Source organism: Caenimonas terrae (assembly GCF_042655405.1).
GTDB classification, from domain to species: domain Bacteria; phylum Pseudomonadota; class Gammaproteobacteria; order Burkholderiales; family Burkholderiaceae_C; genus Ramlibacter; species Ramlibacter terrae_A.
This window is the reverse complement of sequence record NZ_JBHSMF010000010.1, coordinates 25,655-44,811: the sequence shown is the minus strand read 5'-3', so window position 1 is coordinate 44,811 and position 19,157 is coordinate 25,655. Positions and strand designations below refer to the sequence as shown.

At 70.9% G+C, this 19,157-nt stretch carries 19 protein-coding genes and 1 pseudogene; 10 read left to right on the top strand and 10 right to left on the bottom strand.

Annotated features, from left to right (window positions below):
* Nucleotides 1–36: 36 nt before the first annotated feature.
* From ACFPOE_RS19410 to ACFPOE_RS19390, 5 genes are read right to left on the bottom strand one after another with little or no spacing between them, the layout of a single operon-like run.
* Complete coding sequence (locus ACFPOE_RS19410) at nucleotides 37–1,122, bottom strand: ABC transporter permease (protein ID WP_376851971.1); 1,086 nt, start codon at nucleotides 1,120–1,122, stop codon at nucleotides 37–39.
* Nucleotides 1,122–2,222: an ABC transporter permease gene (locus tag ACFPOE_RS19405; RefSeq protein ID WP_376851970.1), complete on the bottom strand. Its 1,101-nt coding sequence runs from the start codon at nucleotides 2,220–2,222 to the stop codon at nucleotides 1,122–1,124. Before ACFPOE_RS19405 ends, ACFPOE_RS19410 begins: the two co-directional genes overlap by 1 nt.
* On the bottom strand, nucleotides 2,219–3,166 hold the full coding sequence (locus ACFPOE_RS19400) for an ABC transporter ATP-binding protein (protein WP_376851969.1): 948 nt from the start codon (nucleotides 3,164–3,166) through the stop codon (nucleotides 2,219–2,221). Before ACFPOE_RS19400 ends, ACFPOE_RS19405 begins: the two co-directional genes overlap by 4 nt.
* Nucleotides 3,159–4,076, bottom strand: a complete 918-nt coding sequence (locus tag ACFPOE_RS19395) for an ABC transporter ATP-binding protein (RefSeq protein ID WP_376851968.1) — start codon at nucleotides 4,074–4,076, stop codon at nucleotides 3,159–3,161. Before ACFPOE_RS19395 ends, ACFPOE_RS19400 begins: the two co-directional genes overlap by 8 nt.
* The gene (locus ACFPOE_RS19390; protein WP_376851967.1) at nucleotides 4,073–5,083 is read right to left on the bottom strand and encodes an HlyD family secretion protein; all 1,011 of its coding nucleotides are present in this window, start codon (nucleotides 5,081–5,083) and stop codon (nucleotides 4,073–4,075) included. Before ACFPOE_RS19390 ends, ACFPOE_RS19395 begins: the two co-directional genes overlap by 4 nt.
* Before the next feature lie 172 nt (nucleotides 5,084–5,255).
* Here ACFPOE_RS19390 and ACFPOE_RS19385 point away from each other — a divergent pair, with 172 nt between their 5' ends.
* The 8 genes from ACFPOE_RS19385 (at nucleotide 5,256) to ACFPOE_RS19350 (ending at nucleotide 13,095) form a co-directional block, all read left to right on the top strand.
* Complete coding sequence (locus ACFPOE_RS19385) at nucleotides 5,256–6,185, top strand: cytochrome c oxidase assembly protein (protein ID WP_376851966.1); 930 nt, start codon at nucleotides 5,256–5,258, stop codon at nucleotides 6,183–6,185.
* An 87-nt stretch (nucleotides 6,186–6,272) separates the two neighbouring features.
* Nucleotides 6,273–8,093 carry a PQQ-dependent dehydrogenase, methanol/ethanol family gene (locus ACFPOE_RS19380; RefSeq protein ID WP_376851965.1) on the top strand — a complete coding sequence of 607 codons (1,821 nt, stop codon included), beginning with the start codon at nucleotides 6,273–6,275 and terminating at the stop codon, nucleotides 8,091–8,093.
* Nucleotides 8,090–8,731: a c-type cytochrome gene (locus ACFPOE_RS19375; RefSeq protein ID WP_376851964.1), complete on the top strand. Its 642-nt coding sequence runs from the start codon at nucleotides 8,090–8,092 to the stop codon at nucleotides 8,729–8,731. Before ACFPOE_RS19380 ends, ACFPOE_RS19375 begins: the two co-directional genes overlap by 4 nt.
* Nucleotides 8,731–9,675, top strand: a complete 945-nt coding sequence (gene coxB / locus ACFPOE_RS19370; RefSeq protein WP_376851963.1) for a cytochrome c oxidase subunit II — start codon at nucleotides 8,731–8,733, stop codon at nucleotides 9,673–9,675. Before ACFPOE_RS19375 ends, coxB begins: the two co-directional genes overlap by 1 nt.
* A 4-nt stretch (nucleotides 9,676–9,679) precedes the next feature.
* A complete protein-coding gene (gene ctaD / locus ACFPOE_RS19365; RefSeq protein WP_376851962.1) occupies nucleotides 9,680–11,641 on the top strand; it encodes a cytochrome c oxidase subunit I in 1,962 nt (653 codons plus the stop codon).
* Nucleotides 11,631–12,236: a cytochrome c oxidase subunit 3 gene (locus tag ACFPOE_RS19360; RefSeq protein ID WP_376851961.1), complete on the top strand. Its 606-nt coding sequence runs from the start codon at nucleotides 11,631–11,633 to the stop codon at nucleotides 12,234–12,236. Before ctaD ends, ACFPOE_RS19360 begins: the two co-directional genes overlap by 11 nt.
* 5 nt (nucleotides 12,237–12,241) lie before the next feature.
* Nucleotides 12,242–12,697 (top strand): hypothetical protein, encoded by a 456-nt coding sequence (locus ACFPOE_RS19355; protein WP_376851960.1) that lies wholly within the window; start codon nucleotides 12,242–12,244, stop codon nucleotides 12,695–12,697.
* 68 nt (nucleotides 12,698–12,765) lie between these two features.
* Complete coding sequence (locus ACFPOE_RS19350; protein WP_376852455.1) at nucleotides 12,766–13,095, top strand: c-type cytochrome; 330 nt, start codon at nucleotides 12,766–12,768, stop codon at nucleotides 13,093–13,095.
* Nucleotides 13,096–13,109: 14 nt separating this feature from the next.
* Here ACFPOE_RS19350 and ACFPOE_RS19345 read toward each other — a convergent pair whose 3' ends face one another.
* The 5 genes and pseudogenes from ACFPOE_RS19345 to ACFPOE_RS19330 form a co-directional block, all read right to left on the bottom strand.
* Nucleotides 13,110–14,231 carry an ATP-binding protein gene (locus tag ACFPOE_RS19345; protein ID WP_376851959.1) on the bottom strand — a complete coding sequence of 374 codons (1,122 nt, stop codon included), beginning with the start codon at nucleotides 14,229–14,231 and terminating at the stop codon, nucleotides 13,110–13,112.
* 20 nt (nucleotides 14,232–14,251) lie between these two features.
* Complete coding sequence (locus tag ACFPOE_RS19340) at nucleotides 14,252–14,542, bottom strand: hypothetical protein (protein ID WP_376851958.1); 291 nt, start codon at nucleotides 14,540–14,542, stop codon at nucleotides 14,252–14,254.
* A 136-nt stretch (nucleotides 14,543–14,678) separates the two neighbouring features.
* Nucleotides 14,679–15,224: a cache domain-containing protein gene (locus tag ACFPOE_RS23980; protein ID WP_465251316.1), complete on the bottom strand. Its 546-nt coding sequence runs from the start codon at nucleotides 15,222–15,224 to the stop codon at nucleotides 14,679–14,681.
* Between the two features lie 54 nt (nucleotides 15,225–15,278).
* A pseudogene (locus ACFPOE_RS23975) lies at nucleotides 15,279–15,632 on the bottom strand (methyl-accepting chemotaxis protein); the annotation flags it as partial.
* A gap of 754 nt (nucleotides 15,633–16,386) precedes the next feature.
* The gene (locus tag ACFPOE_RS19330) at nucleotides 16,387–16,902 is read right to left on the bottom strand and encodes a MarR family winged helix-turn-helix transcriptional regulator (protein ID WP_376851956.1); all 516 of its coding nucleotides are present in this window, start codon (nucleotides 16,900–16,902) and stop codon (nucleotides 16,387–16,389) included.
* Nucleotides 16,903–17,139: 237 nt separating this feature from the next.
* Between ACFPOE_RS19330 and ACFPOE_RS19325 the strand changes: the two genes are divergently transcribed.
* Complete coding sequence (locus ACFPOE_RS19325) at nucleotides 17,140–18,192, top strand: aromatic ring-hydroxylating dioxygenase subunit alpha (protein ID WP_376851955.1); 1,053 nt, start codon at nucleotides 17,140–17,142, stop codon at nucleotides 18,190–18,192.
* Nucleotides 18,189–19,157 (top strand): Bug family tripartite tricarboxylate transporter substrate binding protein, encoded by a 969-nt coding sequence (locus ACFPOE_RS19320; protein WP_376851954.1) that lies wholly within the window; start codon nucleotides 18,189–18,191, stop codon nucleotides 19,155–19,157. Before ACFPOE_RS19325 ends, ACFPOE_RS19320 begins: the two co-directional genes overlap by 4 nt.

The window sequence follows — 19,157 nt, the reverse complement described above, 5'->3', positions numbered from 1 at the left end:
CCGCCCGGCCGCGGCCTTGCGCTGCATCAAGCCCGCTCAGCGCAGCCGCGGCAGCGCCAGGCCGAGCGCGCCGATTCCCAGCAGCGCCATGGCGGCGTATTCGAAGGGATGGCTGCCCAGCCCGCCGCCCTTGAGGAACAGGTCGCGCACCACCACCAGGTAGTAGCGCAGCGGATCCAGCCAGCTCAGCCACTGCAGCAGCGGCGGCATGTTGCTGATCGGAAAGGCGAATCCCGACAGCACGATCATCGGCATGATGAAGAAGGCGGCCCACATCATCGCCTGCTGCTGGGTGGCCGCGTGGGTGGAGGCCAGCAGGCCCAGGCCCTGGGTCCCCAGCAGCAGCACCAGGGTGGCGCCGGCCACCGCGGCCAGCTCGCCGCGCAGCGGGATGCCGAACCAGGCGGTGGCCACCAGCGTGATCAGCATGGTGTCGAACAGGCCGACGCAGGCCACCGGCACCATCTTGGCCAGCAGGAACTCGATCCGGCCGACCGGCGTCACCAGCAGCCGCTCCAGCGTGCCGAACTCGCGCTCGCGCACCACCACCATGGCGCTGAGCATCATGGTGGCGACGAACACCACGTTGGCCAGGATGCCGGGGATGAAGTACCAGCGGTCCTCCAGGTTCGGGTTGAACCAGGCGCGCTCCTCCACCCGGATCGCCGGCAGCGCGCCGGCCGCCACCAGCGACGCCTGGGAGATCACCCGGCTCAGCTCGCCGGCAATCAGCTGCGCGCTGTTCGGATCGGAGCCGTCGCCCACCAGCTGCACCGTCTGCGCATGCTGCAGGTCGGGCGGGATCTGCAGGATCACGCGCACCCGGTTGTCGTCCATCGCGGCGCTGGCGGCGCGCATGTCCGGCAGGAAGTGCAGCGTGTAGTGGCCGGTGGCGCGCACGGCGGCGACCAGCTCGCGGCTGGCCTGGCTGCCGTCGTGGTCCACCACCGCCACCTCGGCATGGCGCACGTCGAAGGTGGCGGCATAGCCGAACAGCACCAGCTCGATCAGCGGCGGCGCCACCAGCACGAAGCGCATGCGCGGGTCGCGCAGCAGCTGCAGAAATTCCTTGCGCAGCAGCGCGCCCAGCCGGCGCAGCGAGCGCAGCATGCCGCCGGCCATCAGCGCAGCCCCAGCACGCGGCCGCGCCGCAGGAAGCCCAGCGTCAGCAGCGCCAGCTGCGCCGACAGCGCCGCGACGTTGATCCACAGCACGCCCTGCGTGGTGCCCTTGAGGAAGATCGCCTTGCTCAACGTCACGAAATAGCGGGCCGGCACCACCAGCGTCACCGCTTGCACCGCCTCCGGCATGTTGGCGATGGCGTAGATCGCGCCCGACAGCAGGAAGGCCGGCAGGAAGGTCGTGACCTGCACCATCTGCGCGGCCAGCACCTGGTTGCCGGCGTTCAGCGAGATCAGCGCACCCTGGGCCATCACCACCAGCAGGAACAGCGCCGACACGCCGGCCAGCTCTGCCAGCGAGCCGCGCAGCGGCACGTCGAACACCACCAGTGCCACCAGCACGCTGCCGGCCACGTCCAGCATGCCGACCACGAAATACGGCAGCAGCTTGCCGGCCAGGAACTCGCCCAGCGCCAGCGGCGTGGTGCGCAGCAGCGCCACGTTGCCCGACTCCATCTCGCGGGCGATGGTCAGCGCCGTCATCAGCGTGCCCACCACGCCCATCACCATCACGATCACGCCCGGCACGATGGCGTAGCGGCTCTCGCTGGTCTCGTTGAACCAGGTGCGCATCTCCACCGTCACCATGCCGGGCGGGCGGCCGCGCGCCAGCGCCAGGTCGGTCACCAGCTGCAGCACCTCGTTGCGCAGCAGGCGGGCAGTGTTGGCGTCCATCCCGTCCAGCACCAGCTGCACCTGCGCGCGGCCCTGCTGCAACTGCAGCGAGTAGTCGTCCGGGATCACCAGCGCCGCCCACACCGCGCGCGCGCCGACCGCGTCGCGCAGCTGGCGCCGGTCCTGGAAGCGCAGCACGCGGAACGCCGGGCTGGCAGCCAGGTGTGCCGCCAGCTCGCGGCTGTCGGCGTCCTGCGCCTCCTGCAGCAGGCCGATCGGCGCCTGCCGCAGGTCCAGCCGGATGCCGTAGCCGTAGATGAACAGCATCATCGCCGGCAGCAAGAACATCAGCGCCAGGCTGCGCGGGTCGCGCAGCAGGTGGCGCACCTCCTTGGCCGCGACGGTGAGCACCCGGTGCAGGTTCATGCGGCGGCCTCCTGCTGCTCCAGCAGCGCCACCACCACGTCCTCGAGTTCGCGCGGCGCCTGCGCATCGATGCGCAGCGCCAGCCCCTGGCCGGCGGCCTGCGCCGTGGCCGCCTGCGCCCACGCCTGCGGATCGAGCCCGGATTGCAGCCGGATGCGGTGGCGGCCGGCGCGCGGCAGCACCTCGCGCACCTCCGGCCGGGCCGCCAGCCAGGCCCCGCTGGCCGCTTCGTCGTCGCAGCGCACCTCCAGCGGCGGCGCCGCCAGCGGCATCGCCAGCAGCGCCTGCGGCGTGCCGCCGGCGATGATGCGGCCGCGCTCCATCAGGGCCAGCCGGTCGCAGAACAGCGCCTCGTCCATGTAGTGGGTCGTGACCAGCACGCCCATCCCGCCCGCGGCCAGTTCGTACACCAGTTCCCACAGCTGCTGGCGCGCCAGCGGGTCGATCCCGGAGGTGGGCTCGTCCAGGAACAGCACGTCCGGCTGGTGCAGCAGCGCCGCGGCGACGGCCAGCCCCCGCTGGTAGCCAAGCGGCAGCGCCGCCGCCCGCTGGTCCTCGACCCCGGCCAGCCGGAAGCGCTGCAGCGACTGTGCGATGCGCTCGCCCAGCAGCGCCGGTTCCACGCCGTACAGGCCGCCCTGCAACTGCAGGTTCTCGCGCGCCGTCAGGTCGCCATACAGAGTGAAGCGCTGCGTCACGTAGCCGATGCGGGAGCGCGCGCGGCGTGCATCGCGCAGCATGTCCACGCCCGCCACGGTGATCGCGCCGGCACTGGGCGCCAGGGTGCCGCACAGCATGCGGATGGCGGTGGTCTTGCCGGCGCCGTTGGCGCCAAGCAGGCCGAACACCTCGCCCTGGGCGACGTCGAGGTCGAAGTCGCGCACGGCCTCGAAGCTGCCGAAGCGGCGCGCGACGCCGCGCGCGGAGATCGGCACCTCAGGCATCGCCGCCCTCCTGCTGCAGCGCCAGGTCGCGCAGCGCCACGTCGTGCAGCCCGGGCGCGAGCGGGGTGAACTGAACGTCCGGGATCGCGGCCTGCAGCGCCGCGATCGCAGCGCCGGCCGGCAGCCAGACGCGGGCCTGGCGGCCGACCGGAAAGGCCAGCTCCACCTCCGGGCGGGCCCGCAGCAGCGGCACCAGCGCCCGGCCCTGCGCGCCGGCCGCCAGGTACAGATGCGAGCGCACCGAGGCGATCAGCTCCAGCGCCGTGCCGATGTGCCGGAAACGGCCGCGCCGCATCATCGCGATCCGGTCGCAGCGTTCCGCTTCCTCCATGTTGGCGGTGGCGCAGACGATCGCCACGCCCTCGGCGCGCACGCCCTCCAGCAGTTGCCAGAAGGCGCGCCGCGACACCGGGTCGACGCCGGTGGTCGGTTCGTCCAGGAAGATCGCGCGCGGCCGCGTCACCAGCGCGCAGGCCAGCGCGAGCTTCTGCATCATGCCGCCGGACAGCTGGCCGGCGCGCCGCTGCTCGAAGCCGCGCAGCCCGGCGCGGGCGGTGAGATCGGCCACCATCGCCGAGGCGGCGGCGCCGCGCAGCCCGTGCAGCGCGGCGTAGAAGCGCAGGTTCTCGCGCACGCTCAGGTCCGGGTACTGGCCGAACACCTGCGGCATGTAGGCCAGCCGCTCGCGCACCTGCGGGTCGCCGGCCGGGCGGCCGAACAGCGCGAGCGTGCCGGCGCTGGGGCGCTGCTGGCCGGTGAGCAGGCGCAGCAACGCGCTTTTGCCGGCGCCGTCGGCGCCGACGATGCCGAAGATCTCGCCGGCGGCGACGCTGAAGCTCACGGCGTCGACGATGGGCCGCCCCGCCGCCTGCAGGCACAGGCCGGTCGCCAGTACCGCGGGCGCGGTCATCCGGGGCTGCGCTCCAGCGGCAGCGAGACGTCGGCCGGCATGCCGATCTTCAGCAGGCCGCCGGCGTTGTCGACCTCCACCTTGGCGCGGTACACCAGGTCGACCCGCAGTGCACGCGTCTCCACCGTCTTGGGCGTGAACTCCGCCTGCGGCGCGACGAAGCTCAGGCGGCCGGCGAACACCTGGCCGGGGCGGCCATCGACGCGCACCTCGGCCGCCTGCCCGAGCCGCACGCGCGCCAGGTCGGCCTCGGGCAGGTAGATGCGGACCCAGGGCCGCGCCAGTTCCGACAGCCGCAGCACCGGCTGGCCGGCGGCGACCACCTGGCCGGCCTCGGCCACCCGCACGCTCACCACCCCCGCCACCGGGCTCGTCACCTCCACCTGCGAGAGCTGCCGGCGGGCCGCGTCGCGCGCGGCGGCGGCCGCCTTCAGGTCGGCCTCGGCGCGCTCCACGTCCTCGCGCCGCGCGCCGGCCCGCAGCAGCGCCTCGTTCTGGCGCGCCTGCTCCAGGCGGGCGACGGCGGCATCGGCGGCGGATTGCACCCGGTCCATCTGCTGCGCCGCCACGAATTGCTGGTCCACCAGTTGCCGCGTGCGCACCACCTCCTGCGCGGCAAAGCGCGCATCGGCGCCGGCCTGCGCCACGGCGGCGGCGGCCGCGCGCAGCTCCTGCGGCCGGGCGCCGGCGCGCAGCGCGGCCAGCACCTTGGCGGCAGCGACGGCCTGGGCCTCGGCCCGGCTGGCGGCCAGTTGCAGGTCGCCCGGATCCAGCCGCGCCAGCAACTGGCCGGGCTGCACCGGCTGGCCTTCGTCCGCCGCCAGCCGTTCGATGCGGCCCGGGACCTGGAACGCGATGTCCACCTGGCGCGCATCGACCGTGCCGGACAGCTGCAGCGGCGCACCGGCCGGCGCCTCCTGCCACGGCCAGTGGCAGCCGGCCAGCGCCAGCGCGAGCGCACAGGCAGCAGCACGCCACGGGCGGGGAATCGGCGGACACGCGCGCATGGGACAAGGATAGGGACGCAGGGGCGAGGCAGCTTGCGCGAGATCAAGCGCCGCGCGCCCGGACCATGACGGCGCCGCTCGCGTTCACCCCACGGACCGGCGCAAGCTGACTAAGATCGGCAGCGTCGAGGCCAAGCTTGGCGCGGTCGACCAACCCACTGGAGGCAATCGGATGCGCGCAGCAGCCTGGTGGCTGATCCCGGCCCTGGCCCTGGCGCCGGCGCTGGCGGCCGCGCACACGGCGCAGCCCGGGCTGGCGGACAGCCTGCCCGCGCCCGGCGCCTGGTCCTTCGAGCCGTGGGTGGTCGGCCTGCTGCTGCTGGCCATGGCCGGCTACGCCCTGGGCACCTGGCGGGTCTGGCGGCGCGCGGGCCGCGGCCGCGGCGTCCAGCCCAGGCAGCTCGCCGCCTTCGTGCTCGGATGGCTGGCCCTGGCCGCGGCGCTGCTGTCGCCGCTCGACGCGCTGGGCGCCTGGCTGTTTTCCGCGCACATGGTGCAGCACGAACTGCTGATGGTGGTGGCCGCGCCCCTGCTGGTGATCGGCCGTCCGCTGGCCGCCTGGGCCTGGGCCTTCAGCCCCGCCGCCCGGCCGGCCCTCAGGGCCGCGATCCGGAGCCGGCCGATCGCCGCGACCTGGCGGCTGCTGACCGCGCCGCTGGCGGCCTGGGCGCTGCACGCACTGGCGCTGTGGCTGTGGCACGTGCCGAGGCTGTTCGACGCGGCGCTGCACTCCGAAGCGATCCACGTGCTGCAGCACGCCAGCTTCCTGGCCTCTGCGCTGTTGTTCTGGTGGGCCGCCCTCGGCGGCGACCAGCGCGTGCCCGGCCCGTGGGCCATCGTGCTGCTTCTGACCACCATGCTGCACACCAGCGTGCTGGGCGCGCTGCTGACGTTTGCCGCCACGCCCTGGTACAGCGGCTATGCGGCCACCACGGCGTCGCTCGGACTCACGCCGCTGGACGACCAGCAGATCGGCGGCCTGGTGATGTGGGTTCCCGGCGGGCTGGCCTATCTGGTGGCCGGCCTGGCGCTGGCGCTGCAGTGGTTCGGCGACCGGCCGCAGCGTCCACACGTCGCCTCGCTGCATTCGCGTTACCGCTGACCTACGTCAGTCGGAATTCAGAAAATTTCGCGCTTCGATGTTGTGACAGCGCGTCCCGCTCCGGTGTATCGTATATATCGTAATGTGATGTATCTGGAACAGCCGATGAAGAACGACAACTGCGTGCGGGGGATTGTTGCCTGGGGCCTGGCGGCCTTCGTTGCGGCCGCCGGCGCGGCGCCCGCAGCGCCGCCGGGCGAATGGCACAGCCAGGCCCATGACGACGCCAACACCCGCTTCAGCGCGCTGGCCGACGTCAACACCAGCAACGTGTCGCGGCTGAAGGTGGCCTGGACCTTTTCGGACGGCACGCAGAACGGCCACGAAGCCGCGCCGCTGGTGCTCAACGACACGATGTACCTGGTGACGCCCTATCCCAACATCGCCTACGCGCTGGACCTGACCCGGCCCGGCGCGCCGATCAAGTGGAAGTACGAGCCCACGCCGACGCCGGTGGCCAAGGGCAAGGCCTGCTGCGACACGGTCAACCGCGGCGGCGCCTATGCCAACGGCAAGATCATCTACAACCTGCTGGACAACCACACGGTGGCCGTCGACGCCAAGACCGGCAAGGAAGTGTGGCGCACCAAGATGGGCGACGTCGGCCGCGGCGAGACCATGACGATGGCACCGTTCGTGGTCGGCAACAAGGTGTACGTCGGCAACAGCGGCGGCGAGATGGGGGTGTGGGGCTGGCTGGCGGCGCTGGACGTGGACACCGGCAAGCAGCTGTGGCGCGCCTACAGCACCGGCACCGACGCGCAGGTGATGATCGGTCCGGACTTCAAGCCCTTCTATTCCTGGATGGTCGGCAAGGACCTGGGCCAGAGCAGCTGGCCGGCCGGCATGGCGCAGCGCGGCGGCGGCGCCGTCTGGGCCTGGATCTCCTACGACCCGCAGCTCAATCTCATCTACTACGGCACCAGCAATCCGGGGCCGCGGGTGCCCAGCCAGCGGCCGGGATACAACCTGTGGACCAGCGCCGTGTTCGCGCGCGACGCCGACACCGGCATGGCCAAGTGGGCCTACCAGTTCACGCCGCACGACCAGTGGGACTACGACGGTGTCAACGAGAACGTGCTGATGGACATCACGTTCCAGGGCAAGCCGCGCAAGGTGCTGGTGCACTTCGACCGCAACGCCTTCGCCTACACCATCGACCGCACCAACGGCGAGGTGCTGCTGGCCTCGCCCTTCGCCTACCAGAACTGGTCCACCGGCATCGACCTGAAGACCGGCATGCCCAAGGTCGTGCCCGAGATGCAGCCCAAGCCGGGCGTCAAGCTGCCCAACGTCTGCCCGCCCGACATCGGCGGCAAGGACTGGCAGCCGTCGGCCTACTCGCCGCGCACCGGCCTGGTCTATGCCGGCATCTTCAACATCTGCATGGACCTGACGGACCACCCGCAGTCCTACATCCCCGGCACGCCGTACGACGGCATGGAGATGCAGCGCTACCCGGCGCCGGGCGGCAACTGGGGCGAGTTCATGGCCTGGGACCCGGTCGCCGGCAAGAAGGCCTGGGCCATCAAGGAGCACTTCATGACCATGAGCGGCGTGCTGGCCACCGCCGGCGACCTGGTGTTCTACGGCACCGCCGACGGCTGGTTCCGCGCCGTCGACGCCCGCAGCGGCAAGGTGCTGTGGTCGCACAAGCTGGGCTCCGGCGTGATCGGCCAGCCCATGACCTACACCGGGCCGGACAAGCGCCAGTACGTGGCGGTGTACTCCGGCGTCGGCGGCGCCGCGATGGTGAGCAAGTCGATGCCGGGCTTTCCGCCGCGCGGCAGCACGCTGTACGTGTTCTCGATCGACGGCGACTCGCCCAGCAGCGGCGCCGGCATGCTGACCACCGAAAGCGGCCCCGTCCCGGCCGCGCCGGCGGGCGTCACCGGGGGCCGGCCATGACAGCCCGCCGCCCAGGCTTGCGCCAGCTCGGCCCGGCGCTGCGGCTGGCCGCCATCGCCGGTGCGATCGCGCTGGCAGGCTGCGGCCGGACCCAGGGTCCGGGCGCGGCCGGCCCGGCGCCGCAGGCCGGCGTCCCGGTGGAGGCGCTGTCGGCGCTGCCGCTGGGCGACGAATCGGGCGGCGCCCAGAACAACCGCGCCGACATGATGCCCAACCCGCAGGAGGGCAACCCGGAGTCGGTGCAGGAGGGCCGCCGCCTGTTCGTCAGCATGAACTGCGCCGGCTGCCACGGCTACGACGCCAAGGGCGGCATGGGGCCCGACCTGACCGACACCAGCTGGCGCTACGGCGGGGTTCCGGCGATGCTGTTCAAGTCGATCTACGAAGGCCGGCCCGAAGGCATGCCGGCCTGGAATCCGGCCCTGCCGCCGGACCAGATCTGGAAACTGGTGAGCTACCTGCAGTCCCTGGGCGGCACCTTCCCGCCCGGCTCGCACCAGGCCTGGGTGCAGGGCGACCGCGCCGGCGACCTGGTGCCGCCGCAGGTGACGCGCACCCTGCCCGAAGGCGCGCAGGCGCCGGCGCCGCAGGGCAAGGACAGCTCCGCCACCTGGGCCCACCATCCGGGGAACAAATAGTGGCCGCCTCGCCGATGTCCTACCTGCAGACCCACGGCCCCGCGGGGGATCCGGCGACGCTGCTGGGCTGGGGACTGGGCATCGTCTCGGCCGTCGTGCTGCTGGTGGTGGTTGTGCTGCTGCTGGCCGGCCTGCTGCGCCAGCGCCCCGGCACGCCGGCGCTGCGCGAGCTGGCGGTGGAAAGCGACAGCGGCGGGCTGCGCTGGATCTACGTCGGCGTCGGCATTTCCACCGTCGTCCTGGTGGCCTGCGCGGTCTGGACCATGACCACGCTGCAGGCCATCGCCATGCCGGCCCGCGCCGCCGACCTGACGCTGCAGGTGACGGCCTCGCAGTGGTGGTGGAAGGTCCGCTACGTGGGCGCGCAGCCGGCCGGCACCTTCGACACGGCCAACGAGATCCACATTCCGGTCGGCCATCCGGTGCGGGTGGAGCTGAGCAGCAACGACGTGATCCATTCGTTCTGGATCCCGCAGCTGGCCGGCAAGACCGACGTGATTCCCGGCAAGACCAACGTCATGTGGCTGCAGGCCGCCCGGCCCGGCGTGTTCCGCGGCCAGTGCGGCGAGTTCTGCGGCGCGCAGCACGCCCACATGGCGATGTACGTGGTGGCCCAGGACGAGGCGGCGTTCGCGGCCTGGCGCCAGCAGCAGCTGCAGCCGGCTGTGGACGGCGCGACCACCGGGCAGAAGGTGTTCGACGCGTCCTGCGCGGCCTGCCATTCGGTGCGGGGCACCGCGGCCGGCGGCATCTTCGGGCCCGACCTGACGCACCTGATGGCACGCAGCACCATCGCCGCCGGCATGCTGCCCAACACGCCCGGCCAGCTGGCCGCGTGGATCTCCAACCCGCAGTCGATCAAGCCCGGCACCCGCATGCCGGCGCCGACGCTCTCCCCCGCCGAACTGCAGGCCGTCGTCGCCTACCTGCAGACGCTGAATTGAGGACATGACCTTGCCCACTCCGCCCGGTTACCGCGTTCCCGTCATTGCCCGGCTGGCCGACGACCCTTCCCTGGAGCAGCGGCTGGAGCGGATCTGGAAGACCGCCCCCGGGGTGATCGGCTGGCTGTCCTCGGTGGACCACAAGCAGATCGGGATCCGCTACCTGCTGACCTCGTTCTTCTTCCTGCTGGTGGGCGGGATCGAGGCGGCCGTGATCCGGGCCCAGCTGGCGCGGCCGGAGCAGGCGCTGCTGTCGCCCGAGCAGTACAACCAGCTGTTCACGATGCACGGCGTGACGATGATCTTCCTGTATGCGCTGCCGGTGCTGTCGGGATTCAGCAATTACCTGTGGCCGCTGATCCTGGGCTCGCGCGACATGGCGTTCCCGCGGCTCAACGCGCTGTCGTACTGGGTGTTCCTGCTGTCCGGCATCTTCCTGTACGCCAGCTTTCCGATGGGCCGGGCGCCCGACGCCGGCTGGTTCAACTACGTGCCGTATACGGCGCTCGAATACAACCCGGGGCCGAACATCGACGTCTACGCGCTCGGCATGGTGCTGCTGGGCGTCTCGACGACGGTCGGGTCGCTGAACTTCGTCGTCACGCTGTTTCGCACCCGCGCGCCCGGCATGTCGATCAACCGGGTGCCGATCCTGGTGTGGGGCACGCTGACGGCGTCGGCCGGCAACCTGCTGGCGGTGCCGGCGGTCAGCCTGGCCTTCCTGATGCTGTGGATGGACCGCCAGTTCGGCAGCCACTTCTTCGACGTCCAGGGCGGCGGCCAGCCGCTGCTGTGGCAGCACCTGTTCTGGATGTTCGGCCATCCCTGGGTCTACGCCATCGTGCTGCCGGCGATGGGGATCGTCTCGGACGGCCTGCCGACCTTCTGCCGGCGGCCGCTGGTGGGCTACACCGCGGTCTCGCTGGCCACCATCACGACGATGGTGCTGGGCTTCGGCGTCTGGGTGCACCACATGTTCGCCACCGGCCTGCCGCCGCTGTCGCTGTCCTTCTTCAGCGCCGCCAGCTTCGTGATCGTGATCCCCAGCGCGGTGGCGGTGTTCGCCTGGCTGGCGACCATCTGGACCGGCCGGCCGGTGTACCGCACGCCCTTCCTGTTCTTCGCCGGCTTCGTGGTGCTGTTCGTGATCGGCGGCCTGTCGGGCTTCATGACGGCGGCGGTGCCGGTGGACCGGCAGCTGACCGACACCTACTTCGTGGTCGCCCACCTGCACTACGTGATCGTCGGCATCAACGTGTTCGCCGTGGCCGGCGGCACCTATTACTGGTTTCCCAAGATCACCGGCCGGATGATGAGCGAGCGGCTGGGACGCTGGAACTTCTGGACCATGTTCATCGGCTTCAACGTCGGCTTCTTTCCGATGCACATCGCCGGCCTGCTGGGCATGCCGCGCCGGGTCTACACCTATCCCGGCGACGTCGGCTGGAACACGGTCAACGCCGTGATCTCGGGCGGCTCGCTGCTGTTCGCCGTCGGCGTGCTGCTGTTCCTGGTGAACGTGGCGCGCAGCCTGCGCCACGGCGCCCCCGCCGGGCGCAATCCCTGGGATGCGGCGACGCTGGAATGGTCGACCTCCTCGCCGCCGCCGTCCTACAACTTCGCCGTGATCCCGCTGGTGGCCAGCCGCCATCCGCTGTGGGAGGACCGGCTCTCGGGCGCCGCCGGCAAGAGCTCGATCGACACCGGCTTCGTGCTGGACCACGGCCGCGAAACCATCGGCACCAGCGGCCTGGACGCCGAGCCCGACGTCATCCTGAAGATGCCCGGCGACTCGCTGGCGCCGGTGCTGCTGGCGCTGGCGCTGGCCGGCTGCTTCGTCGGCCTGCTGCTGCATTCCTGGGCCGGCGCGGCCGCGGGCTGCGCCGCCACCGGGCTGGCCACCCTGGCCTGGCTGTGGCCGCAGAACAGCCTGGGCCAGACCGCGGAGATCGCCCATGCGCGCTGAAGCCATCCTCCCGTCCGAGCCGGCGCTGCCGGTCGGCAGCAAGGGCCGCCTGTCCTCCGGCTGGTGGGGCATGTGGACCCTGGTCGCCACCGAGGCCGCGCTGTTCGCGTACCTGCTATTCAGCTACTTCTACGTCGCCTCGCAGACCGTCGGCGCCTGGCCGCCGTCGGGGCCGCCCAAGCTGGGCATCGCCCTGCCGGACACCTTCATCCTGCTGGCCGGCAGCCTGACCATGTGGCTGGGCGAGCGCGGCGTGCGCAAGGGCCGGCGCGGCCAGCTGCTGCTGGGAATCGCGGCGACCCTGGTGCTGGGCGTGGTGTTCCTCGGGCTGCAGCTGATCGAGTGGCGCAACAAGCCCTTCTCGCTCCACACCAACGCCTACGGCTCGCTGTACTTCACCGTCACCGGCTTCCACATGGCGCACGTCGTGATCGGCCTGCTGATGCTCGCGGTGCTGTTCGTCTGGACCCTGCTGGGCTACTTCGACGAACGCCGGCACAGCGCGGTCTCCACCGGGGCGCTGTACTGGCACTTCGTGACCGCCGTCTGGATCGCGGTGTTCCTGTCCCTGTACGTCGTTCCGCAGTTCGGGTGATCGCCGTGAGCCAACTCGTCTCCTCCCTGCCCGCGTCCGAGCAGCCCTCGCACCCCGCGCCGCACCGCGAGCGCGTGTCGGCGCTGTCGGCCTTGCTGGGACTGCTGCTGGCACCGCTGGCCTGGTTCCTGCAACTGAGCCTGAACGTGGCGCTGGCCAGCCAGGCCTGCTTTCCGAAGGACATGCCGCTGGATGCGCCGGTCATGCGCGGCCTGCTGCCGCTGGCGGCGGGCGCCGAAGTGGCCGCGCTGGTGCTGGCGGCGGTGGGCGGCTGGCTGGCGTGGCGCAACTGGCAGCGCACGTCGGGCGAGCGGCCCGGCCCGGTCCACCATCTGATCGAAAGCGGCGACGGCCGCACGCGCTTCCTGGCCCTGTCCGGCATGATGACCAGCGGGCTGTTCCTGCTGGCCGTGCTGTTCGACGCCGTGGCCCTGAGCGCCGCCCCGGTGTGCGGGGGATGAGCATGCGTGCACGGATTGCGAGCGCCTCCCGCAGACACGTGCGGGAACTCTGCGCCCTGGCGGCCCTTGTGTTGTGCAGCCTGTCCTGCAGCGCCGAGCCGGTCTGGACCGTGCCCGGCGGCGACCTGCGGCGCGGCGAGGCGCTGATCCGGCAATTCGGCTGCGCCAGCTGCCATGCGATCCCCGGGATCGGCGGCGCGCGCGGCAACGTCGGGCCGCCGCTGAACCACGTGGGCAGCCGCACCTTCATCGCCGGCATGCTGCGCAACAACCCGGCCAACCTGGTGCGCTGGATCAGGACCCCGCAAAGCGTGGTGCCGGGCAACGCGATGCCCGACCTGGGCCTGACCGAGGTCCAGGCGCGCGACATCGCGGCCTATCTGTACACGCTCAGGTAGGAATCGCCCGGCCGCTAGCGGCGCAGCCGCGCGGTGAAGGTGGTGCCGTCCTGCTCCGATGAAACCACCTCCAGCGACCCGCCGTGCGCCACGGCGATCTGGCGCGCGATGTACAGCCCCAGCCCCAGGCCGGAGGAACCGGAGTGGCGGTCGCCGCCCATGTCCTTGGCCTGCGCCAGCGGCTCGAACAGCGTCGCCAGCGATTGCGGACGGACCGGCCGGCCCTTGTTGTGCACCGCGATGCTGACATCGCCGGCGCCGGCCCTGGCCGTCACGGTGACGGGCAGTTCGTTGCCGTGCTGGATGGCGTTGCTGACCAGGTTGGACAGCATCTGGCCGACCCGGCCCGCATCCCACTGGCCGCTCAGGTCGCCCTCGCAGGCCAGGCTGATGTCGCGCTCCGGATGCAGGGCCTCCAGCTCCGCCAGCACCTCGGCGCAGACCGAGCCGAGGTCGCTCGGCACCCGGCTGATCGGCAGCCGCATCCCGAGCGAGGTCTGGGTGAAGTCGAGCAGTTCGTCGACCATCGAACGCATGCTGTCGGATGAACTGAGGATGCGCTGGACCGCCTTGGACTGCCGCTCGTCCAGGCCCTTGGTGCGCTCCAGCAGCTGCGCCGACATGCGCACCGCGCCCAGCGGCGTGCGGATGTCGTGGCCCAGCACGCCCAGCAGCAGGCCGCGCGACTGGTCCACCTTGGCCCCGAAGAAGGCCACCGACTCGGTCAGTGCCTGGTCCATCGCTTCCCCGTAGCGGATCAGCTCGGCGACCGCGTCGGGGTCGTAGCGGTCGTTCTGTTCCACCCAGCGCCGCAGGACCGATGCCCGCAGCGCGCGCACTTCCGACAGCATCTGGTCGAGCGTGAAGCGCTGCTCGAAACGGTGCTGGGCATGTTCGTGGGCGGTGGCGGTGATCTGCGGCGAGTTGTCCGGCAGTTCGCCGCGCGATTTTTCATGCTGCTCGGCTTCGCCCTGCACCGTTTCCAGGTCGGCTGCCACCGCCAGCAGCAGCAGGCGGGCATGGTCGCGCAGGTCCTCGGGCGACAGGTCTTCGGCCGCCGGGATCGAGCTTCTGGCGAACTGCTCCCACTCGTCGACGATGTCGTCGACGTCGCGCCTGATCAGCTCTGCCAGCATCGCTGGAGTCCTTGGCGTGCTCACTGCGCGCGGCCCGGGCCGCGCAGAGAGCCCTGCTCCTGCCTGGAGGCATCCTCGAACAGGGACTGCGTCTCGCTGCGCAAGGCGGCGATCTGCGCGGCGAGTGCGTGCTGGGATTCCATGCGGGCGCCGCCGGAGTGGATCGCCGCCACCAGCGCGCGCTCGAGCGCCCTGAGCCCCCGGTGCGAATCCTTCCAGGCAGCGAATGAGTTGCCGGCGGCGGTCTCGGCGCGTCCAGTGGGTACGTTGATGGAAACTCCAGTTGAGGTCTCGGATGGGCCGCGGCCCATGCGCAGCAGGCGATGCCGGTGTCGGGCAGGACACGCCCGCATGCATGGTGCCATGCAGTTCGCAGTATTGGTCCTCAAACGAAATCGTCCGTCATCCAATGCGGCCAATGCGCGTAGTCAATCCGCCCGCCGCGCCCTATCGCGCCGCCAGCGCCTGCTGCTGCCCGCCGCCGCCGCTCCTCTGGGCTTCGGCCCCGTAGATGCCGCAACCCAGGATCAGCTCACCCACGCGTTCCAGGTAGACCGACTTGGGCTCGACCCGGCCGCTCTTCGGATTGAGGAACTTGAAATCGCACCAGCCGATCCCCTGGGTGGAGGCGATGCGAATGAGCTCCTTGCAGATCGGCTTGCCGTCGGCGTCGGTGCGCTCCAGGTCGTACTGGCCCACCACGCTCGGATCGGGTGCATAGGCGCGCCGCACGCCTTTCATGTCGACCGCGAACACGTAGTCCTCGCCGCCGAACCTGCCGGAGCGGTCGTTCAGCACGTCGCAGGCGGCCGGTGCGCCGCGCGCCAGCACCAGCTTCACCGCGTCCTTGACCTGCCTGACCGCCCGGCTGCGTTCTTCCCCGCGGTCCACCTTGAACTGGCTGACCGCCTCGAGCAGCCGGCCGGCTTCCTCCTTCAGAGCCACCCCCGCGCTGGAGGCCTCTACCACCAGGGCCGTGTTCTCCTGGGTCATGGCGTCGATCCGGCTGAGCGCCCGGTCGATCTCGGCCACGCCCGCGCTCTGCTCGGACGACGCCAGGGCGATGCGCTCGATCACCTCTCCCACCTCCTGCACGCGGCCGACCACCTGGCCCATGGTCGATTCGGCCTCGGTCGCCAGCTGCCTGCCGTCCGCCACGCTGCTTTGCGACTGGCCCAGGATCTCCTTGATCTCCTTGGCGGCCTGGGCGCTGCGCTGCGCTAGGCTGCGCACTTCCGCAGCGACCACCGCAAAGCCGCGACCCTGGTCGCCCGCCCGCGCCGCTTCGACCGCGGCGTTGAGCGCCAGGATATTGGTCTGGAACGCGATGCCCTCGACAGTGCCCAGGATCTCGCCGACCCGGCGGGCCCGGGCATCGATCTCGTGCATGGTGCGGGCCATGTTGCCCATCTGCTCGGCGGCCAGTGCGGCCACCGCGCGGGCGGAAGTGGAGATCTCGGTGGCCTGCTTGCAGTCCTGGGCGTTGCGGCGGGCGGACGCCGCCAGCTGTTCGACGCCGGCGGCCGTTTCCTCCATCGCGCTGGCCTGCTCCTCGGTGCGGCCGGAGAGGTGGTTGTTGCCGTCGACGATGTGCCGCGAGGTGCCCACGATCACCTCGGCGCTGGCGCGGACCTGCCGCACGATCAGGTGCAGGGTGCCGTTCATCTTCATGATCGAGCTCCACAGGCGGTCCGCCGTGTTGCTGGTCGACTCGTCGCCGGTGGCGCCGCGGCCGGACAGCAGTTCGCCGGCGGCGATCCGCTCGGCCACCCGGATCAGGCGCGACACGCCGAAGATCATGTACGCGTACAGCGAGAACAGCAGGTAGAACGCCAGTGCAGTGAGCAGGCCGATCAGCGCGATGCCGGCGGCAGGCAGCGCCTGCAGCTGCGGCAGCAGCGAGAACGCCGCGATGGCCGGCAGCACGAACGCCGCCGCGGCCAGCGAGAACCCGGCACCGAAGCTCAGACGCTTCAGGATGAAGAATGCCGGTGCGAGAAGGCGGTTGATCATTGCTGCTCCAGCGAAACGCGTTGCCTAGCCCGCGATCGGGAAGGTGTCAGCAAATGTTACCGAGGTCCGCTGCATTTGCCAGAGGGTAAGCCGCCATTGCGATGCAAATCGCACACATCCGCGCGAAAACGTTGCGTCGCGCTCACCGTTCGCGCAGGCGCCTGGCGCCGCCGTGGCGCCGGTCGGCTTTCTCCGGCACCGGCTTGCGGGCGGCGATGCGCTCGGCCGATTCGGTCAGCTTGTGCAATGCCGCGTCGAACGCGTCGCGCTCCGCATCCGTGAGCACCGCCAGCACTTCGCGACTGAAGGCCACCGATTGCGGCAACAGTTCGGCGTACAGCGTCCGTCCCGCCGCAGTGATGGCGACTTCGGCGCGCCGTCCGTCGCCCCGCACCGCGACCCGCGTGATCAGCTCCTTGGCGACCAGTTCGGGAATCAGCCGCGACACGCGATTGCGTTCGAGGTTGGCGCGCTGCGCCAGTTCCGAGGGCGACATGGCGCCGTGCTCCGTCAGCAGGGCCAACAGCCGCCACTCGCGCCGCGTGATTCCGTAGCGGCCTTCGCAGAGCCGGACGATCATCGCGCCGCTGCTGGCCAGCAACCGGTTCAAGCGGAAATTCAACAGGTCGCTGGTGGTGCGCGGTTCGGTCAGGGACATTGGACTGAGGGATAGCACGGGGGGTAGTTGAATAGATGAATTATCTGTCCGGCTCCTAGACTCGCCGCCACACCAACCATACAACCTTCATGACAACAATGCAGCTGCAGCCGGGCGCCACGAGCGGCGACGCGGAAGTGTTCGACCCTCGCACTGCCCTGGCGTGGCCACGGCCGGTCAGCCACCTGACCGACAACTAGCAACCGGGGCGCAGCGCCCCGAACCCAGGAGACAGACATGACGACGTTCATCCGGAACGCGTGGTACGTGGCGGCGTGGTCGGGCGAGGTGGCGCGCACGCTGTTCAAGCGGCGCATCCTCGACCAGCCGGTCGTCCTGTACCGCAAGGAAGACGGCACGCCGGTGGCGCTGATCGACCGCTGCGCACACAAGCTGTTGCCGCTGTCGATGGGCCAGCTGGTGGGCGACAACGTGCAATGCGGCTACCACGGCCTGGAGTTCGACTGCTCCGGCAAGTGCGTGCGGGTGCCGGGCCAGGCGATGGTGCCGCCCAAGGCTGCGGTGCGCAGCTTCCCGGTCGTCGAGCGCTACAACGCGATCTGGATCTGGATGGGGGACGCCGCACTGGCGGACCCGCAGAAGATCCACCGGATCCTGCGCTACGACGAACCGGGCTGGTCGGTGATCGACGGCAGGTACCAGCGCCATCTCGCGGACTACCTCAACATCGCGGAAAACCTGCAGGACCCGGCCCACACGACCTTCGCCCACCGCTCCACGATCGGCAATCCGGCCGCCAGCGAGGTGCCGGTGAAGGTGGAGCAGGACGGCGAGCACGTCGTGAGCTGGCGCTGGACCAACGACGCCCCGCCCCCGCCGATCGACCGCAAGATCGGCGGCTTCTCCGGCATGACGGACCGCTGCCAGTTCTACAACTACTTCGCGCCCTGCGTTGCCCGGGTCGACGTGGTCACGATGGAAGCCGGCCAGGAGCACACCGAGGAGAACATGGACCGCGGGCTGCGCGCGTACAGCTACAAGTTCCTCACGCCCGAGACCGCCACCACGACGCACTTCTTCTGGCTGCACGTGCGCAACTTCGGCGCCGGCGACACCGCTCTGGAAGCCGCGCTGATCGCCGGCCTGGACCAGACCTTCGACGAGGACAACGCAATCTGCAGCGCGCTGCAGCGCGAGCAGGAGGCCACCGGCGTGCGGCAGTACGCCTTCCTCGCAATCGACGCCGGACCGTCGCGCGTGCGCCGCCTGCTGGAACAGATGGCCGCCGCCGAAGCCGGCACCGATCACCAACCGAAAGAGACCGCATGAACCGTCGATCCGCTCTCGCCGCCGCACTGGCCCTGGGCAGCATGCTGCCCGCCCATGCGCAGGAGGCCGCCTATCCCGACAAGCCGATCCGGTTCGTCGTGCCCTTTCCTCCCGGCGGCATCACCGACCGGATCGCACGCTCGCTGGCGCACAAGATGCAGGAGTCGATGGGCCAGCCGGTGGTGGTGGACAACAGGCCCGGGGCCGGCGCCACCATCGGCAGCGACTTCGTCGCCCGGGCCAAGGCCGACGGCTACACCATCCTGCTGGGCTCGCACGCCTCGCATGCGATCAATCCGACGCTGATGAAGCTGTCCTACGACCCGGCCAGGAGCTTCGAGCCGGTCAGCTTGCTGGCCACGGTGCCGAACATGCTGCTGGTCAAGCCGTCCAATGCCGCGAAATCGCTGCACGAGCTGATTGCACAGGCCAGGGACAACCCCGGCAAGCTGACCTACACCTCCGCTGGGGTCGGCACCTCCGGCCACATCGCCGGTGCGCTGCTGGCGACCATGGCCGGCGTGCAGCTGCTGCACGTCCCCGCCCGCGGCCCGTCCCAGGCCGTGCAGGACACGCTCGGCGGCCACGTCGACATCCTGTTCGACAGCACCGCGCAGTCGCTGCCGCTGGTGAAGGCCGGCAAGCTCAGGGCGCTCGCCGTCACCAGCCGCGAGCGCTCGCCCGCGGCCCCCGGCCTGCCGACGATGTCGGAAGCGGGCATGCCCGGCTACGAGGTGCTGCTGTGGTTCGGCCTCTACGCGCCGGCCGGCACGCCGGCGGCCGTGGTGCAGCGCCTGCATGCGGAAACCGTGAAGGCCTTCGCCGACCCCGCGGTCCGCGACCCGCTGGTGCAGGACGGCGTCCAGGTGGTGGCGGGCAGTCCGGAGCAGCTCGCGCAGTTCCAGCGCGCCGAAATCGCCAAGTACGCGAAGGTCATCAAGGACCTGGGCCTGAAGGCCGATTGA

Coding starts and splice junctions, on each gene's coding strand:
- ACFPOE_RS19410 (WP_376851971.1), bottom strand. CDS start 1,122: ATGGCCGGCGGCATGCTGCGCTCGCTGCGCCGGCTGGGCGCGCTGCTG.
- ACFPOE_RS19340 (WP_376851958.1), bottom strand. CDS start 14,542: ATGGGCCGCGGCCCATCCGAGACCTCAACTGGAGTTTCCATCAACGTA.
- ACFPOE_RS19345 (WP_376851959.1), bottom strand. CDS start 14,231: ATGCTGGCAGAGCTGATCAGGCGCGACGTCGACGACATCGTCGACGAG.
- ACFPOE_RS19380 (WP_376851965.1), top strand. CDS start 6,273: ATGTATCTGGAACAGCCGATGAAGAACGACAACTGCGTGCGGGGGATT.
- ACFPOE_RS19320 (WP_376851954.1), top strand. CDS start 18,189: ATGAACCGTCGATCCGCTCTCGCCGCCGCACTGGCCCTGGGCAGCATG.
- ACFPOE_RS19325 (WP_376851955.1), top strand. CDS start 17,140: ATGACGACGTTCATCCGGAACGCGTGGTACGTGGCGGCGTGGTCGGGC.
- ctaD (WP_376851962.1), top strand. CDS start 9,680: ATGACCTTGCCCACTCCGCCCGGTTACCGCGTTCCCGTCATTGCCCGG.
- ACFPOE_RS19395 (WP_376851968.1), bottom strand. CDS start 4,076: ATGACCGCGCCCGCGGTACTGGCGACCGGCCTGTGCCTGCAGGCGGCG.
- ACFPOE_RS19390 (WP_376851967.1), bottom strand. CDS start 5,083: ATGCGCGCGTGTCCGCCGATTCCCCGCCCGTGGCGTGCTGCTGCCTGT.
- ACFPOE_RS19375 (WP_376851964.1), top strand. CDS start 8,090: ATGACAGCCCGCCGCCCAGGCTTGCGCCAGCTCGGCCCGGCGCTGCGG.
- ACFPOE_RS19400 (WP_376851969.1), bottom strand. CDS start 3,166: ATGCCTGAGGTGCCGATCTCCGCGCGCGGCGTCGCGCGCCGCTTCGGC.
- ACFPOE_RS19385 (WP_376851966.1), top strand. CDS start 5,256: ATGCGCGCAGCAGCCTGGTGGCTGATCCCGGCCCTGGCCCTGGCGCCG.
- ACFPOE_RS23980 (WP_465251316.1), bottom strand. CDS start 15,224: ATGACCCAGGAGAACACGGCCCTGGTGGTAGAGGCCTCCAGCGCGGGG.
- ACFPOE_RS19405 (WP_376851970.1), bottom strand. CDS start 2,222: ATGAACCTGCACCGGGTGCTCACCGTCGCGGCCAAGGAGGTGCGCCAC.
- ACFPOE_RS19360 (WP_376851961.1), top strand. CDS start 11,631: ATGCGCGCTGAAGCCATCCTCCCGTCCGAGCCGGCGCTGCCGGTCGGC.
- ACFPOE_RS19330 (WP_376851956.1), bottom strand. CDS start 16,902: ATGTCCCTGACCGAACCGCGCACCACCAGCGACCTGTTGAATTTCCGC.